The organism is Micromonospora sp. NPDC049900 (assembly GCF_044461025.1).
GTDB lineage: Bacteria > Actinomycetota > Actinomycetes > Mycobacteriales > Micromonosporaceae > Micromonospora.
In genome coordinates this window covers 15,786-31,240 of the sequence record NZ_JBITKM010000026.1, presented here as the reverse complement: position 1 = coordinate 31,240, position 15,455 = coordinate 15,786, and the positions used below count along the sequence as shown (strand labels likewise).

Sequence of the window (15,455 nt, the reverse complement as noted above, 5' to 3'; positions counted from 1 at the left end):
GTGCGGGCAACTTTCACCCAGGAACAGCAGGACATCGCCAAGACCGTCGGCGCGTTGGCCGAGTCGGAACGGGCCACCGGCGGGCTGCCGACGCACTGGCAGGCCCCCGTCGGTGACGCGACCCTCCTGCGGGACTTCGGGCTCCTCGGGGTGCCGGAGCAGGTCGGCGGCATCGGGTCGAGCCTGATCGACCTGCTCGTCGCCGTCGAGGCGCTCGGCGAGCGGCTCGTCGCGAGCCGGTTCCCGGCGCACGCCGCGGCGGTGCAACTGCTCTGCGGCAGGGGGCACGGTACGCCGCTGCCGGACGACGTGCTCGACGGCAGTCGGGTGCTGACCCCGGCGGTGGACGTCCCGGGGCACACCGCGCGGGCCGACCAGGTGTCGACCCGGACGCCGGTACGCACGCTGGTGCCGTACGCGGCGCAGGCGGACGCGGTGGTCGCGTTGGGCGCCACCGACGGGGTGTGGACCACCCGGCCGGTCGAGGTGACCGCGCGTGAGTCGGTCGACCCCTCCGTGCCGCTGTCCGACGTCACGCTGCCCGATCCGCAGGACATCGTGCCGGCCGGCACCGGGGCGGCCCGTGCCACGCTGGTGGTCGCCGCCGAACTCTGCGGGGTCGCGCAGGGCGCGATCGAGCTGGCCGCCGAGCAGGCGCGTACCCGTCAGCAGTTCGGACGGGTGATCGGCTCGTTCCAGGGCGTCGCCTTCCAGCTCGCCGAGGCGGCCACGGCCCGCAAGGCCGCCTGGGACCTGACCCTCTACGCCGCCTGGGCGGTCGACAACGGACGACCGGACGCGGAGATCCAGGTGCACGCGGCCAAGGCGGCGGCCGGGGCGGCGGCGGTGTTCGCCGCCGAGCGGTGCATCCAGGTGCACGGAGGCATGGGCATCACCATGGAGGCGGTGCCGCACCTGTACCTGCGCCGGGCGATGGTGCTCGACGCCCGGTTCGGCCGCGGTTCCTGGCACCGCCGCCGTGTCGGCGAGCTGCGCATCGCCACCCGACGTTCGTCGTAACCCCACTGACCTGCGAAACCCTTGCAGGCCGGATACCACGGCGGTAACATACCGGCTGGTCGGAATAAACGAGGAGAAGCCGTGAAGTTCGGAATCATGAACCTGTTCCCGGTGAGTGACGGCACATCCGATCACCAGGTGCTGCGAGAGACCCTCGACGAGATCCAGTTGGCCGACGAGCTCGGGTTCGACTCGATCTGGCTGGCCGAGCACCACTTCTCGAAGTACGGCATCCTCGGCAGCCCGGTGAACTTCGGCATGGCCGTCGCCGAGCGGACCCGACAGATCACCATCGGCACCGCCGTCCTCGTGCTGCCGCTGCACCACCCGCTGCGGCTGGCCGAGGACATCGCCGCCCTCGACGTACTCAGCGGAGGCCGGGTCTCCATCGGCGTCGGCCGCGGCTACCAGCCCGCCGAGTTCGCCGGCTTCGGCATTCCACTGGAGGAGTCGAAGCAGCGCTACCAGGAGACGCTGGAGGTGTTGCGACTCGCCCTGTCGCAGGAGAACTTCTCCTACCACGGCAAGATCTTCCAGTACGACAACGTCACGACCTACCCCCGGCCGTACACGCCCGGCGGGCCGCCGATCCTGCAGGGCACCGTCTCCCCGGACAGCTTCCGCGAACGCGGCGCCCTGGGCGAATCGATCATCACCTCGCCGAACTTCACCCCGTTGGGCGTGATGCAGCGCAACTTCGACCTCTACCGGCAGAGCATGCGGGAGAACGGATTCGACATCAGCACCTACGACCTGCCCTTCATGCAGCAGGTCTGGTGCGGTGACGGCAGCGAGGGACTGCGTGCCGCCGCGCAGGCCGCCCTCAACTACTACAAGTCCGTCGGCAAGGTCATCCCCGGCTCGGAGGAGGCCATCGACAAGGAACGCGCCTACTACGCGGCGGTCGCCAAGAACATCGAACTGCTGACCCTGGAGCAGACCCTCACCCACGGCGGCAACTTCGGCTCCGCGCAGCGCGTCATCGAGACCATCGAGATGCTGCGCGAACAACTCGGCATCAACCACTACATCGGCTGGCTGCGGATCCCGTCGCTGGACCGCAAGGCCGCGCTCAAGTCGATGGAGGAGTTCGCCGCGAAGGTCATCCCGCACTTCCGCGCCACCGCCGCCACCGACGACCAGGTGAGCGCGCCCGCCGCCGCCCAGGCGGTCGTCGGGTGAGGATCAGCTGCTTCCTCAGCGCCCAGTTCGACCCGGCGGCCTCGGCCACCGAGGGCATCGACGGCGTACTGGCCCAGGCCGCCGCCGCCGAGGCGGCCGGCTTCCACGCCGTCTACCTCGGACACCACTACCTGGCCCGGTCGGCGTTCGTGCAGCCGATCCCGCTCGCCGGTCACCTGGGACACGCCACCAGCCGGATCCGCATCGGCTTCGGGGTGCTGCTGGCCCCCCTGCTCAACCCGATCGCCCTCGCCGAGGAACTGGCCTCCCTCGACGTGCTGACCCGCGGACGGTTGACCGTCGGGATCGGCGCCGGCTACCGCCGCCGGGAGACCACCGCCTTCGGCGTGGCGTGGGAGGACCGGCTGCGCCGCCTCCGCGAGTACGTCCCGATCCTGCGCGCCCTGTGGCGTGGCGAGACGATCGACGCCGCCGGCAGTTGGGGCGAGGTGCCACAGGCCGACCTGCCGCTGCGCCCGGTGCAGCCCGGCGGCCCACCGATCTGGATCGGCGCGTTCGCCGAACCCGCCATCCGACGCGCCGCCCGGCTCGACGCCCCCTGGCTCATCGGCCCCAAGGGCGACGACGCCGAACTCGCCCGACTCCTCGGCATCTACCGTGCCGAACTCGCCGACCGGGGCTTCGACCCCGTCCGCGAATACCCGATGAGTCGTGAGGCGTTCATCGGCGACAGCTACCGCAGCGCCGTCGCGGCGGTCCGCCCGCACCTGCAACGCCAGTACGCGGGCTACAAGTCGTGGGACGAGGCCCAGTCGCTGGATCTGGACCGGTACCTGGCCCAGGACTGCCTGGTCGGGTCCGCCGACGAGATCGTCGACAAGCTCCGCCGCTGGGAGAACGACCTCGGCATCACCGAGGTGTCGCTGCGACACCAGTTCGTCGGCGCCAGCCAGGAGGAGGCGATGGAGCAACTCGCCCGGTTCGGCGCCGAGGTCATCAGCCGGGTCGCCACGCCGAGCACCGAGGAGACGACGCGATGAGCGGCGCGAATCTCGCCCTGATCCTGCACGGCCGCAGCACCGACCGGGCCGACGTGCCGGGCCTGCACGGCGAGGACGGCCGGTCGTGGACCTTCGACGAGGTCGACCTGCTCTCCGGTGGCGTCGCCGCCGCGCTGCGCGCCGAGGGCGTCGGCGCCGGTGACCGGGTGGCCTGCTACCTCACCAACGGCCCCGAGGTCGTGTTCTTCCTCTTCGGCGCGTGGAAGATCGGCGCGGTGCCGGTGACGGTCAGCAGCCTCTACAACGCCGCCGAACTCGCCGAGTCGGTCGCCAAGACCACGCCGCGCCTGCTGCTCGTGGACGACCGTCGGCCCGAGGTGGTCGCCGAGTTCCGCACCGGCACCGACCTGCCGGTCCGCTCGGTCACCGAACCGGTCGCCGGGGCGCCCGCGCTGTCCTGGCGACACCCGACCCGGGTACCCGCCGTCGACGTCGCACCGGACGCGGAGGCGTGCATCCTGTTCACCGGCGGTACCACCGGCCGACCCAAGGCGGTCAGCGTCACCCACGGCGGGTCCCGGGAGTCGCTGATGCGGATGGCGCGGGTGGCCACCGGCACCGACGCCGAGGGCAGCGCCGCGACCGATGCGAGACCCAACCTGATCGCCCTGCCGCTGTTCCACAGCGGTGGCCAGCACTCGCTGCTCTTCGCGTACTTCGTCGGCCGGGCCGCAGTGGTCTGGGAGCGCTTCGGCGTCGACCGCCTCGACACGCTGATGCGACGCTTCGCCTTCGACAACTTCTTCTTCCTCCCCACCATGGTCTTCGACATCGTGCACACCGAACGGGACCTGCCGTTCGAGGGCGTCAAGTCGGTCCTGGTCGCCGGGCAGGCCATCTCGTGGCCGGTACGACGCGCCTTCGAGCAGCGCTACCACGTACCCATCCTGGTCAACTACGGGTCGACCGAGGCCGGGCACATCGCCGGATGGAACGGCCGGGACATGAAGGCCGGCCGGTGGAAGCCCGGCTCGGCCGGCCGGGTCTACCCCGGGGTGGAGCTGGAGATCCGCGACGACGCCGGCACCGCGCTGCCGGCCGGCGCGGAGGGCGAGGTGGTGGTCCGCTCCGCGCTGACCAAGGGGTACGTCGACGACCCGGACGCCTCCCGGGAGTTGGTCCGCGACGGCTGGGTGCACACCGGCGACATGGGCTACGTCGACGACGACGGCGTGCTGTTCCTGGTCGGTCGGAAGCGAGACATGATCAAGTGCGGCGGCTTCCAGGTGTGGCCCGAGGAGATCGAGGACGAACTCCGCGAGCACCCCCTGGTCAACGACGTGCGGGTGCTCGGTCGCCCGGACGACCGGCTGGGCGAGATCCCGGTGGCCCTGGTGGTCCGGCGGGCCGACGACTCGATCCCCGACGCGGTCCTCGCCGAGGGCATCGTCGCCTTCGCCCGCGACCGCCTGGCGCACTTCAAGGCACCCCGGCGCGTCGAGTTCGTACCCGCCCTGGAACGCAGTGCCACCGGCAAGACCAGCCGGGTCGCGGCGCCCGCCGCCGAGGGAGGTCGGAGCTGATGAAGTTCGGCATCATGGCGTCACACCAGTACCCGCACGGCGACGACCTCGGCCGGCACCTGAACGACCTGTTCGGCACCGTGGAACTCGCCGCCGAACTCGGCTACGACTCGGTCTGGACGATCAACCACTTCCAGTCCAACCTGGCCACCCCACAGCCCATCTCGATGCTGGCCAGCCTCATCCCGCGCTCCGGCGAGATGACCCTCGGCACCGGCATCCTGCTGCTGCCGATGTTCCATCCGGTGCACGTCGCCGAGGAGTTCGCGACCCTGGACCACCTCTCCGGCGGCCGGGTGGTCCTCGGCGTCGGCGCCGGCTACCGGGAGAACGAGTTCGCCGCCTTCGGTCTGGACCCGCAGGCCCGGTTCCGTCGCTTCGACGAGAGCCTGCGGCTGATCCGGGCCCTCTGGAGCGGCACGCCGGTCACCCACGACGGCGAGTTCTATCCACAGGCCGAGGCCACCATCGGCATCCGGCCGCTGACCCCGGGCGGCCCGCCGATCTGGATCGGCGCGGGCGGTCGCAAGGCCGTCCGCCGCGCCGCCCGCCTCGGCGACGCCTGGTACGCGCCGGGCAACTCGCCGAGCCGCCGGTTCCTGCCCGAGCACCTCGCCGTCTACGACGAGGCCCTGGCCGAGTACGGCCGCGACCCCGCCACCGTGCAGCGGCCGGTCGGTGTCGAGCTGTACTGCGCGCCCACCACCGAACAGGCCGTCGAGGAGGCGCTGCCGCACGCCCGGCGGGAGTACTCCACCTACGCCGAGTACCCGGCGCTGCGCTGGCAGCGCGACCGCTTCGACGACCTGGTCCGCAACACCCTGCTGCTGGGCTCGCCGGAGTTCCTGATCGAACGCATCTCCGCCCTGCGGGACCTCGGCTTCGACCATCTCATCTTCCGCCCCGGGTGGCTCGGCATGCCGACCGAGCGACTGCGCGCCTCGCTGCGGCTGTTCGCCACCGAGGTGTTCCCCGCCTTCCGCACCAGCCGACCCTAAGGAACCGCCGTGAAGAAGACCGAAGCCGAACTGCTCGCCGACCAGTGGGACGTCGAGAACATGGAGGTCGACCCCGAGGTCCTCGCGACGTACGTCCGGTACGACGTGGACGAGGAGCGGTCGGTCGCGACGATCACCTTCGACCGCCCCGACCGGCTCAACGCCATCCCCGTCGCCGCCTTCGAGCGCGTCGGTGACCTGGTCCGTGAGGCGGAGACCGACGACCGGGTGAAGGTCATCGTGTTCAAGGGCGAGGGCGACCACTTCGGCACCGGCGCCGACGCCGCCGAACTCGGCCACTACATCGGCTACAAGACCGGCACCGACAAGGCGTCCCGCCGTCGCCCGGCGCAGCGGCAGCGCATCCTGCCCGACCGCAACGTGCTCAGCTCCGGCTTCACCCGCCCGATCATCGAGTCGTTGAAGGCGACCATCTGCCAGGTGCAGGGTTACTGCTACGGCGGACACTTCCAGATCGCGCTCTCCGCCGACATCGTCATCGCCAGCCCCGACGCCCGGTTCACCCACCCGGCCTTCCGCTACCTCGGCCCGGCCCCGCAGGACATGTACCACTGGATCGAGAAGGTCGGCCTGACGACGATGAAGGACGTCATGCTGACCATGCGGGCCATCGGCGCCGAGGAGGGCGAACGCAAGGGCCTGGTCACCAAGGTCGTCGAGCGCGAGGAACTGTCGCGCTGGGTGGACGACTACGCCGACGCCATCGCCGTGATGCCGCTCGACTCGCTGATGATGGGCAAGTCGATGATGCAGGTGGTGATGGAGGCCCGGGGCAAGGGTCTGGGCGCGATGACCGGGTGGGTCGGCCACGGCTGGGCCACCAACGTCAGCTTCGAGGAAGGCGACTGGAACTTCCTCAAGGAGCGGCGGGAGAAGGGCATCGCGCAGGCGCTGGCCGACCGGGACCGGCTGGTCGCGCCGTACTTCCGGCTCAGCGACTCGCGGGCCCGCGAGAAGTAGGCCGCGATGAAGTTCGGCGTCCTGCTCGACCACCAGTACGCGTACGACGACGACCTGGGTCGACGCCTCGGCGAGACCGTCGAGTACGTCCAGCACGTCCGCGACCTGGGCTACGACTCGGTCTACGGCATCCACCACTACCTGTCGTCGCTGCGGACCCCACAGCCGTTGCCGCTGCTGAGCCGACTGATCGACCACTCCGGCACGATGGAGCTGGGCACCGGGATCCTCATCCTGCCGCTCGGGCACCCGGTGCACTGGGCCGAGGAGATCGCCACCATCGACCAGATGTCCGGCGGTCGGTTCGTCCTGGGCATCGGTGCCGGCTACCGGGAGGTGGAGTTCGCCTCGTTCGGCATCGACCGGCGCACCCGGGTCTCCCGGATGAACGAGGCGCTCGCCGTGATGCAGCGGCTGTGGACCGGCGAGACGGTCCACCACGAGGGCCGACACTTCACCCTCGACGGCGTACGGTGCAGCGTGCTGCCCGTCCAGCAGCCGCACCCGCCGGTCTGGGTCGGCGCCAACGGCCCCACCGGCATCGCCCGGATCGCCCGGCAGGGCCTGCCCTGGCTCGCCCCGTCCAACGTCCGCCGTAACTGGGCCGTCGGCAACCTCGCCGACTACCGGGAGCAGCGCCGCGCGGCCGGCTTCGGCGAGGAGGGGGCGGTCTTCCCGATCCACCGCGACCTCTGCGTGGCCGACTCCTTCGACGACGCGTACGCCCTCGCCGGTGACGCGGTCCGTCGCTCCTACGGCGAGTACGTGCAGTACGGCATGGACTTCTTCGAGTCCCAGTGGGAGGCCATCAAGGAGCGGGCCCTCTTCTTCGGGTCCCCCGACGACATCGCGGCGAAGGTCCAGGACTTCGCCGACGCCGGTTTCAACCACTTCGTCTTCCGCGCGCAGTGGCTCGGCCTGCCCATCGAGGACTCGATCCGGATCGTCGAACGTTTCGCCCGCGAGGTCATGCCGAGGTTCCGCAGATGAAGATCGGACACGTGATCGTCCCCGCCGACGAGCTGGACGCCCAGCTCGACTTCTACACCGGCCTCGGGCTGGCCGTACGCTTCCGCGACGGCGACCGGTACGCGGCGCTCACCGACGGCACGGTGACCGTCGGCCTGGCCGACGCGTCGCAGCAACCCGTCGCCGGTCGTACCCTGCTCAGCATCCAGGTCGACGACCTGGACGCCTGCCTCGCGCAGGCGACGGCCGCCGGTGGCACGGCGGGCGACGTCGTGGTGGGCCCGCACGAGCGACGCGCGGTGGTCGTCGACCCGGGCGGCAACCCGCTCGTCGTCTACCAACGCCTCGCCTGACCGACTACCGTTCGGCCCCGGCCCGGGACGTCGGCCCGGTCGGCGTCGGGGAACCTCGCCGGAGTCCGGGTCAGCCGGGGGCGGTGGCGGCCACCGCCAGCAAGCGGTCGAGTACGGCGAGCTGCTCGTGCTCGCCGGCCTCGTCCAGGATGTCGAGGGCTTCCCGGCAGCGCACCTGCGCGACGTGATGGTTCCCGGTGACCACGAGAGCCTCCGCGAGGACGGCGAGCGCCCGCGCCTGGCGTAACGGATCGGCCAGTTCCTCGCTGACGGCGCGGGCCAGGGTGGCGTCGGCCAGGCAGTTGCGGTGTTGCCCCAGCCGCAGGCGGGCCTCGGCAGCGACGACGAGGGCGTCGCAGCGGATGCCCTCGTCGTTGACCCTGCCGTGTAGACCCAGCGCGACCTGGGCCTGCGTGAGGGCGGACTCCGGGTGACCGGTCTGTACGTGCAGTTCGGCGAGACGTACGTGGTTGAGGCTTCGTCCGCGCAACGAACCGACCCGCTCCCAGAGGGTCAGGGCCTCCTGGAAGAGGCGACGGGACCGGTCGTACTGCTCAAGCTGCCGGTGCGCGTCACCGAGGTGGTAGAGGGTGTACGCCTCGCCGGTCACGTCGCCCACCGCCCGGCACGCGGAGAGTACCTGCTGAAAGACCTCGACGGCGGTCGTGACCCGACCGGTACGGAGATGTACCGAGCCGAGGTTGTGCAGACAGGCCAGCTCGATCTCGGTGAAACCGTGCTCCACCGCGAGGTCCAGCGCCTGGGTGAAGAGGTCACCGGCCTGCTGGTAGCTGTGTCTGGCGAAGTGGACGGCACCGAGGTTGGCCAGGGTGCCGGCCCGGCCGCGCAGGTGCCCGTCGGCGGTTGCGGCATCGAGCGCGACCGTCAGCATGTCCCACATGTCGTCCTGGGGACCGGAGCGGTCGTACACCTCGTGCACCGTGTCGGCGAGCTGCCAGGCATGGCGCGAGAAGCCCTGTGCGGCTGCGGCCCGGACGACTCCGGGCAGATTGCTCCGCTCTGCTTCACACCACCGCAGCGCGTCACCCTCCGTGGTGAATCGGACCGGCGTGACCCCGACGCCCTCGGGCAGGTCCGGCACTGCCGGGCGCTGCGGTTCCAACCACCGAACAGCATCGACGGCGGTCAGCAGATACCAGTCGAGCAGCCGCCGCAGGGTGGCGTCGGGTGCCCCGTCGGGCCGGTCGTCCTGTTCGCTCGCGTATCGGTGCAGCAGGTCGTGCATCCGATACCGACTGACGGAGTCGTGGTTGACGAGATGAGCGCGGGCGAGCCGGTCCAGCGCCCGCTCGGCCACGACGGCGTTCGTCCCGAGAAGCGCCGCTGCGGCCTCCGCCGCGACGGTCGCCCCGGGAAAACGCCCGAGACTTCGGAACAGTCGGGCCGGCAGAGGCGCGAGCGCATTGACCGACCACGCGAAGACGGTACGCAGGGTTAGTTCGTCGCTGTCGTCGCCGTCGAGGTCGAGCAGCCGGTCCGCGAGATCGTCGGCCAGGTCGCCGAGAGGGGCCCGAGGGTGGGCGGCGACACGCTCGCCGATGATCCGCAGTGCGATCGGGAGGCCGCCGGAGAGTCGACCCAACGTGTCCAGGGCGGCGGGGTCGGTAGCGGCGCGTTCGGCTCCGACGATGCGGGTGAGCAGGTGCTGCCGGTCGGCGTGCGGGAGCGGCGTGACAATCAGGCTACGGACTCCGTGTCGGACGCTGAGTCCGCTGAGACGATTTCTACTGATCACGATCGTCAGGCTGGTGTCGGACCGGGGGATGAGCTGTTGTGCCTGGTCCGAGTCGAGCACGTTGTCGAGCACGACGAGCATCCGCCGGCCGCTCATCAGCCGGTGGTACAGCTCGCCCCGTTGCATCGGGTCGACCGGCACCCGGTCGGCGGGTACGCCGAGGCCGACGAGGAAGCGCCGCAGGGCGTCCTCCGGACACATCGGTGGCACCCGGCTGTGCGCCTCGGCGTTCAGATAGAGCTGACCGTCGGGAAACCAGTCCCGCCGATGGTGGCCCCAGCGGGTGGCGAACGCCGTCTTGCCGACCCCCGGCATCCCGGCCAGCGCGATCACGTTCGGGGTGCCCTCGTCGGTGGCGAGGGTGTCCAACTCGGACAGGAGTTCGGTGTGACCGGTGAAGTCCGGTACGTCGTAGGGCAACTGCCGGGGCACTGATGTCGCCCCGTCCCCGGTCGGGGCCGTGCCCTGCCGACCTGCGGGGGCAGGCGGGGAGAACTCGGTGAGGTCCAGTTGCGGATCGGTGCGCATCCTGCGCCGGAAGCGGCGTCGGAAGGCGACGACGAACTGGCGGGCGTCGTGGGTGCGACCGGCGCTGTGCAGAGCGGTGGCCCGCAGCCGGGCGACCGCCTCGTCGTACTGGTTCTCCGTGACCAGGTACTCCGATCGGACCAGCGCCCGGTCGTACTCGCCGACGGCCAGTTCGCTGGACGTGAGTAGTTTCTGCGCGGCCAGCAGATGCTCCTGCATGTCCCGCCGCAGGTGTTCACACCGTGCTCCGCGAAGTTCCGGAAGGGGATCGTGCCGCCACAGCCCGAGCGCGGTGTCGAGCAGCGAGACACACCGGTCGTGCCGGTTCTCCTCGGCAGCGCGCCGGGCCTGCGAGGTGAGGCTGCGGAACCGGTGATAGTCGACGAGTGTCGGCTCGACGTCCAGCCGATAGGCGTTCACCCCGGGAACTCTTTGCAGCGCCTCGGGTAGACCGGCGTCACGTAGAACGCTGCGAAGTCGACTCGCGAGCGGATAGAGCAGGGTGCGACAGGAATCGACATCCCGTTCCGGCCATAGAAGTTCCACGATGGTCTCGACCCGTACTGGATCGCCGGCGTGATAGAGAAGGACGGCGAGCAGGCCACGTTGCTTCGCGGTGCCGAGTGGTGTCGACCGTTCCCCGATCCTGAGTTCTGTGGGCCCCAGAATCGTGAACTCCATGGACCCCACCCCCGCCAGGATTGATCGATCGCCAGCGATTTTTATTCTGTGTCATCTCGACGAATGGGCCAACCCTCCTGCTCAGAGTCCGAAATCGGACAATCCACTGCCCAGCTCCGGATAAGCGGACTGCAAGGTGGTCGGCAATGTGATCGGCAGGTCGGCCGTCGACGCTGGCCTCCTCGAGCCGGGTCCCCGAGGAGGTCGAAATGACGTTGCCGGAATGGTTGTCCACTCCCGTTGGTATCGATTCTGATCATTGGATCACGCGTGCCGGATGCCGGACGGTGCTCGCGGTGGCGCACACGATCGCCAGTTGCCACCGGCTACTCGACGTGATCGATCACATCGAGGGGGACGCCCGGGTGCAGGTGGTCTTCACCGTCGCGCCCGACGTGTTCAACCAGCGGCTGACCCGTCACCTGGAGCGCCTCGGCGCTCTCACGCTGCCCTGGTCGCAGGCGACACGGGAACGATTCGACCTCGGCATCGCCACCTCCTGGGGTGGGCTGCACCAGCTACACACGCCACTGCTCGTCATGGCCCACGGCGCCGGCCGCAGCAAACGGGTGCGGCCCGGAGGGTACGGCGGGCCGCACCTGACCGACACCGCCGTGTACGGGCTCGACCGGCAGCGACTCACCCACAGCGGCCGGGTGTTGCCGACCGCGCTCGCCCTCTCGCACGAACACGAGATGGATGTGCTGCGACATCAGTGCCCCGAAGCCCTCGGCGTCGCGACCGTCGTCGGCGACCCGTGCGTCGACCGACTGGTCGCCAGCCTCGCGTACCGACCCGTCTACCGGCAGGCCCTCGGTGTCCGCGAACACCAGGAGCTGACCGTGGTCAGCTCGACCTGGGGGCGTGACGGCCTGTTCGGACACTGGCCCGACCTGTTGCCCACGCTGATGACGCAGCTCCCCGCCGACCGTCACCGGGTGGCCGCGCTGTTGCACCCCGCAGTCTGGGACGCCCACGGTCACCGTCAGGTCAGAGCATGGTTGCGGCACTGCCGCGAGGCAGGACTGCTCCTGCTCGACCCGACCCAGGACTGGCGCGCCCTGATCGTCGCCGCCGATCGCGTGATCGGCGACCACGGTTCGGTCACCGCCTACGCTGCCGCCGTCGGACGTCCGATCCTGCTGCTGACCAGCCCGCAGGCGGCACCCGTCACGGGGACACCACAGCACCTGGTCGCCACCGGTGCCGCACACCTCGACCCGGCGCAGGCGTTGCTACCGCAGCTCCGCCGGGCCACCACCCTCGACCAGAGGGCGGTGATGGCGGCCCTGACCGGCCACCCCGGGCAGACCGGCACGCTGCTGCGACGCGCGCTGTATCGCCTGCTCGGTCTTACCGAGCCGGGCCGTCACCGACGGGCGGATCCGGTGCCCGTGCCGCGTCTCGTCGACGGGGAGATCCTGCCGTGACCGATCGCCCCGATCCCGTCATCGTTTCACTCCTGGTGCCCCGACCGTCGTCCCGGCTCGCCCGGCTCGCCGACATCGTGCTCACCACCGCCGGGCCGGACACGCTCACCGCTGTCGGGCAGCGGATGATGAACGCCTATCCGGGAGCGTCCCTCGTCGTCGTACACGCTCCGTCGGGCGAGGTCGAGGTGCACACCCGATCCGGGACGCGACACCGTCTCACCACAGGTGGGCGCCCGCGGCGCCTGCCGATCGCCGCGCTGGCGGCCACCGCCCGGGAACTCCACCATCGGTGGGCCACCGGTGACCTCGTGTCCCGTCACCTGACGGTGCCGAGCCTGCTAGCCGGTGCCACCGAGCCCGTCGAGCCGACCGCGCACCTCCGCACGGCGAGGCGAGCCGACGGAGTCGAAGAAGGCCACCGCCTCGGCCCAGTGCCGCCGTGCGTTCTCGTGGTCACCGCGCCGTTGGGCGACACGCCCGAGCAGGTCCAGTGCCTCCGCCCGCTCGTTGGCGGACCCGAGCTCGGTCATCCGGTGCGCTGCCTCGGTCGCCGCCTGCTCCGCACCGTCGAGGTCACCCAGGCCGAGCTGCGCGTCGGCGCGGCCGAGCAACACCCGAGCGCCGTTGTAGGGATCGACCTCGGCCAGTCCGGAGAAGATCTCCCCGGCCTCCGCGAGCAGGGGCAGGGCGTCGTCCGGCCGACCGGTCCGGGTCAGTGACATGCCGAGATTGAGGCAGGTCAAGCCGGTACTCCGGGGGTTGGCCAGGGCACGGCGGGCGTCGAGGACCCGGGTGAACACCCGCACGGCCTGCTCTGCTCGACCGGTGTCCGCGTACAGGGTGGCCAAGCCCTCCTCGGCGTCGACGGAGCCCTGGACGTCGCCGACCGAGCGGTACCGGTCCACCGCGGCGCGGCCGTACGACTCTGCCGCGCCGTGGTCTCCCCGCCGATTGTGCACCCGACTCAGACGCTTGAGCATGTTCGCCTCGGCCAGCGGGTTGCCCCACGACCGGGCGGCCTGCAGGCCCCGCTCGTCGACTTCCAGGCGATCGGTGTAGTCCTTGACGTAGAGGAACAGCGGCCAGAGAACGTCGCTGAGATGCCAGGCGAGTTCGTGGTGGCCGAGCTGGTACGCGGTGCGCCCGGCGTCCAGCAGGTTGCTGCGTTCGCGCTGCAACCAGCCGAGGGCGTCGGCGCGGTCGGCGAACTCGGGAAGCCACTCCGGCGGTGGCGGACCGGCGTACGGCAGCCGACGACGATAGGGGGTCACCACGAGGTCCGCGCGATGCGCGGCGGCGAGGTAGAACTCCAGCATCGCCCGCTGCACGGTGTCCCGCTGCGTCGGGGTGTCGCACCGTTCCGACACCTCCCGGGCGTACAGCCGCAGCAGATCGTGGAAGCGGAACCGCTCCTCGGCCACCTCTTCCAGCAGGCTCGCCTCGAGCAGTTCGTCGATCAGGTCGGCCACCCGGGCGCGGTCGGTGGTCAGTGCCGCCGCGACGACCAGTTCGAGACCGAACTCCGCTCCCGGATGCCACGCCAGCCCCCGGAACAGAGTGGCCGCCTCCAGGGACAGCGCCTGGTACGAGACCTCGCTCATAGCTCTGATCGACACTCCTTCCACCACCGACAGACGCGCCAGCCGCTCGGTCTCGTCGGTCAGCTCGGAGACCAGTCGGCGGACGCTCAGCCGAGGTCGGCCGGCCAACCGACCGGCGGCCACCGCCAGCGCGAGCGGCAACCCGGCGCAGATGTGCACCAGTTCCTCGGCCGGGCCGGGCTCCCGAACGATCCGCTGTCGCCCCACCGTCCGCGCCAATAGTTCCACTGCCGCCGTCGTCGGTAGGGGACCCACGTCGAGCAGCCGCGCACCGTCGGGAATCAGACCGGTCAGCCGTCGACGGCTGGTCACCACGACCATTGCGGACTCCGAGGCCGGCACCAGTGGGCGGACCTGAGCCGCGGAGAACGCGTCGTCGAGCACCACCAGGATGGACCGGTGCGCGGTGACCGTCCGGTACAGCGCCGCCTGCTCCGGCAGATCCATCGGGATCCGTTCTGCCGCGACGCCCAGTGCGCGCAGGAAGGCGGCGAGAGCCGCGCCGGGGTCCAACGGCGGCTCACCGCTGAATCCACGGAGGTCGGCGTGCAACTGTCCGTCGGTGAACCTGTTCCGTACGGTGTATGCCCACTGGCGGGCCAAAGCGGACTTCCCGACGCCACCGGAACCACAGATCACGACGACCCTGCCGTCCCCGCGGAGAAGATCGTCCAGTGCCGCTATCTCGGTCGTCCGGTCCGTGAAGTGCCTCGACGGCGCGGGAAGTTGTCGGGGAACCATCCTCGATTCTCCCGTGCCGGCGAAATGGATGCCACCGTGAACGATCCCGGCCTGCACGCTCGGCCCGATAACCGCCCCGGAAAGCTCGTTGGTCGTTCCGCTCGGTGTGCTCTGATCAATTCCGTTGTGTGGGAATTCCAACCGACCATGCCTTTCGCCCACGACATGCGACTCGACGGCTAGAAGACCACGTCCCCCTTGATGTCGCGTGCCTGGACCACTCGCTCCGCCGTCCCGTTGAAATTGTTGACCACATTGTGTCGCGAGCTGTTGTCGATTTGATTCGACAGGCGATGCCAAGCCGCCCGCACGGCCGCGTCGAACGTCGGGTCACGGGACATCTCGCTGGCCAGGAACGAGGCCAGGGTGGCTTGGAGCGATCGGTCGTCCGGGTGCGCCATGGCGGCGGTGAGAGCATCGCCTTCCCGGGTCCCACTGCAGAAGCGACCGCGGACGAGGCGGACGAGCGTGCCGGTCGCACTGCGCGCTCCGGACACGAGAGCCTCGGCTCCCTTGCTCGCCAGCGTGGTGGTGACGGCCAAGACCAGCTGATCGTCCATCGGCCCCCCGCCGAGTCGCAGATAGATAGGTCTCAGTGCTGTGGCGGCCAGCCTACCGTCCGTGAGCCAGTGGTCGGTGAGCCGTGCACCTGGTGTGGACTCTCGAC

The 15,455-nt window shown here is 70.4% G+C and carries 12 protein-coding genes; 9 read left to right on the top strand and 3 right to left on the bottom strand.

Annotation, left to right across the window (positions count from 1 at the left end):
• The 8 genes from ACIBMZ_RS29510 to ACIBMZ_RS29475 all read left to right on the top strand — a co-directional run bounded on the left by ACIBMZ_RS29510 (position 1) and on the right by ACIBMZ_RS29475 (position 8,048).
• On the top strand, positions 1-1,020 hold the full coding sequence (locus tag ACIBMZ_RS29510; protein ID WP_396699421.1) for an acyl-CoA dehydrogenase family protein: 1,020 nt from the start codon (positions 1-3) through the stop codon (positions 1,018-1,020).
• 81 nt (positions 1,021-1,101) lie between these two features.
• Positions 1,102-2,202 carry an LLM class flavin-dependent oxidoreductase gene (locus tag ACIBMZ_RS29505; protein WP_396699419.1) on the top strand — a complete coding sequence of 367 codons (1,101 nt, stop codon included), beginning with the start codon at positions 1,102-1,104 and terminating at the stop codon, positions 2,200-2,202.
• Positions 2,199-3,203 carry an LLM class flavin-dependent oxidoreductase gene (locus tag ACIBMZ_RS29500; protein ID WP_396699417.1) on the top strand — a complete coding sequence of 335 codons (1,005 nt, stop codon included), beginning with the start codon at positions 2,199-2,201 and terminating at the stop codon, positions 3,201-3,203. The genes ACIBMZ_RS29505 and ACIBMZ_RS29500 overlap by 4 nt, the downstream gene beginning before the upstream one ends.
• Complete coding sequence (locus tag ACIBMZ_RS29495) at positions 3,200-4,747, top strand: class I adenylate-forming enzyme family protein (protein ID WP_396699415.1); 1,548 nt, start codon at positions 3,200-3,202, stop codon at positions 4,745-4,747. Before ACIBMZ_RS29500 ends, ACIBMZ_RS29495 begins: the two co-directional genes overlap by 4 nt.
• Entirely contained in the window at positions 4,747-5,745 is a 999-nt protein-coding gene (locus tag ACIBMZ_RS29490) for an LLM class flavin-dependent oxidoreductase (protein WP_396699413.1), read from the top strand. The genes ACIBMZ_RS29495 and ACIBMZ_RS29490 overlap by 1 nt, the downstream gene beginning before the upstream one ends.
• A gap of 9 nt (positions 5,746-5,754) precedes the next feature.
• Positions 5,755-6,726 (top strand): enoyl-CoA hydratase/isomerase family protein, encoded by a 972-nt coding sequence (locus ACIBMZ_RS29485; RefSeq protein ID WP_350697081.1) that lies wholly within the window; start codon positions 5,755-5,757, stop codon positions 6,724-6,726.
• A gap of 6 nt (positions 6,727-6,732) precedes the next feature.
• Complete coding sequence (locus ACIBMZ_RS29480; RefSeq protein WP_396699411.1) at positions 6,733-7,716, top strand: LLM class flavin-dependent oxidoreductase; 984 nt, start codon at positions 6,733-6,735, stop codon at positions 7,714-7,716.
• Positions 7,713-8,048 (top strand): VOC family protein, encoded by a 336-nt coding sequence (locus ACIBMZ_RS29475; RefSeq protein ID WP_396699409.1) that lies wholly within the window; start codon positions 7,713-7,715, stop codon positions 8,046-8,048. Before ACIBMZ_RS29480 ends, ACIBMZ_RS29475 begins: the two co-directional genes overlap by 4 nt.
• A 70-nt stretch (positions 8,049-8,118) precedes the next feature.
• Here the strand turns inward: ACIBMZ_RS29475 and ACIBMZ_RS29470 are convergent, their stop codons facing one another.
• Positions 8,119-11,013: a tetratricopeptide repeat protein gene (locus tag ACIBMZ_RS29470; protein WP_396699407.1), complete on the bottom strand. Its 2,895-nt coding sequence runs from the start codon at positions 11,011-11,013 to the stop codon at positions 8,119-8,121.
• Between the two features lie 296 nt (positions 11,014-11,309).
• Between ACIBMZ_RS29470 and ACIBMZ_RS29465 the strand changes: the two genes are divergently transcribed.
• Positions 11,310-12,443, top strand: coding sequence for a hypothetical protein (locus tag ACIBMZ_RS29465; RefSeq protein ID WP_396699405.1), 1,134 nt, complete (start codon positions 11,310-11,312; stop codon positions 12,441-12,443).
• 341 nt (positions 12,444-12,784) lie between these two features.
• Here ACIBMZ_RS29465 and ACIBMZ_RS29460 read toward each other — a convergent pair whose 3' ends face one another.
• Both ACIBMZ_RS29460 and ACIBMZ_RS29455 read right to left on the bottom strand, forming a co-directional pair.
• On the bottom strand, positions 12,785-14,599 hold the full coding sequence (locus ACIBMZ_RS29460) for a tetratricopeptide repeat protein (RefSeq protein WP_396699403.1): 1,815 nt from the start codon (positions 14,597-14,599) through the stop codon (positions 12,785-12,787).
• 368 nt (positions 14,600-14,967) lie between these two features.
• Entirely contained in the window at positions 14,968-15,348 is a 381-nt protein-coding gene (locus tag ACIBMZ_RS29455) for a hypothetical protein (RefSeq protein WP_396699401.1), read from the bottom strand.
• Positions 15,349-15,455: the final 107 nt, after the last annotated feature.

Bases quoted from the DNA above. Each gene is read 5' to 3' on its own strand.
- ACIBMZ_RS29495 (WP_396699415.1), top strand. From the start codon at position 3,200: ATGAGCGGCGCGAATCTCGCCCTGATCCTGCACGGCCGCAGCACCGAC.
- ACIBMZ_RS29490 (WP_396699413.1), top strand. From the start codon at position 4,747: ATGAAGTTCGGCATCATGGCGTCACACCAGTACCCGCACGGCGACGAC.
- ACIBMZ_RS29480 (WP_396699411.1), top strand. From the start codon at position 6,733: ATGAAGTTCGGCGTCCTGCTCGACCACCAGTACGCGTACGACGACGAC.
- ACIBMZ_RS29475 (WP_396699409.1), top strand. From the start codon at position 7,713: ATGAAGATCGGACACGTGATCGTCCCCGCCGACGAGCTGGACGCCCAG.
- ACIBMZ_RS29470 (WP_396699407.1), bottom strand. From the start codon at position 11,013: ATGGAGTTCACGATTCTGGGGCCCACAGAACTCAGGATCGGGGAACGG.
- ACIBMZ_RS29455 (WP_396699401.1), bottom strand. From the start codon at position 15,348: ATGGACGATCAGCTGGTCTTGGCCGTCACCACCACGCTGGCGAGCAAG.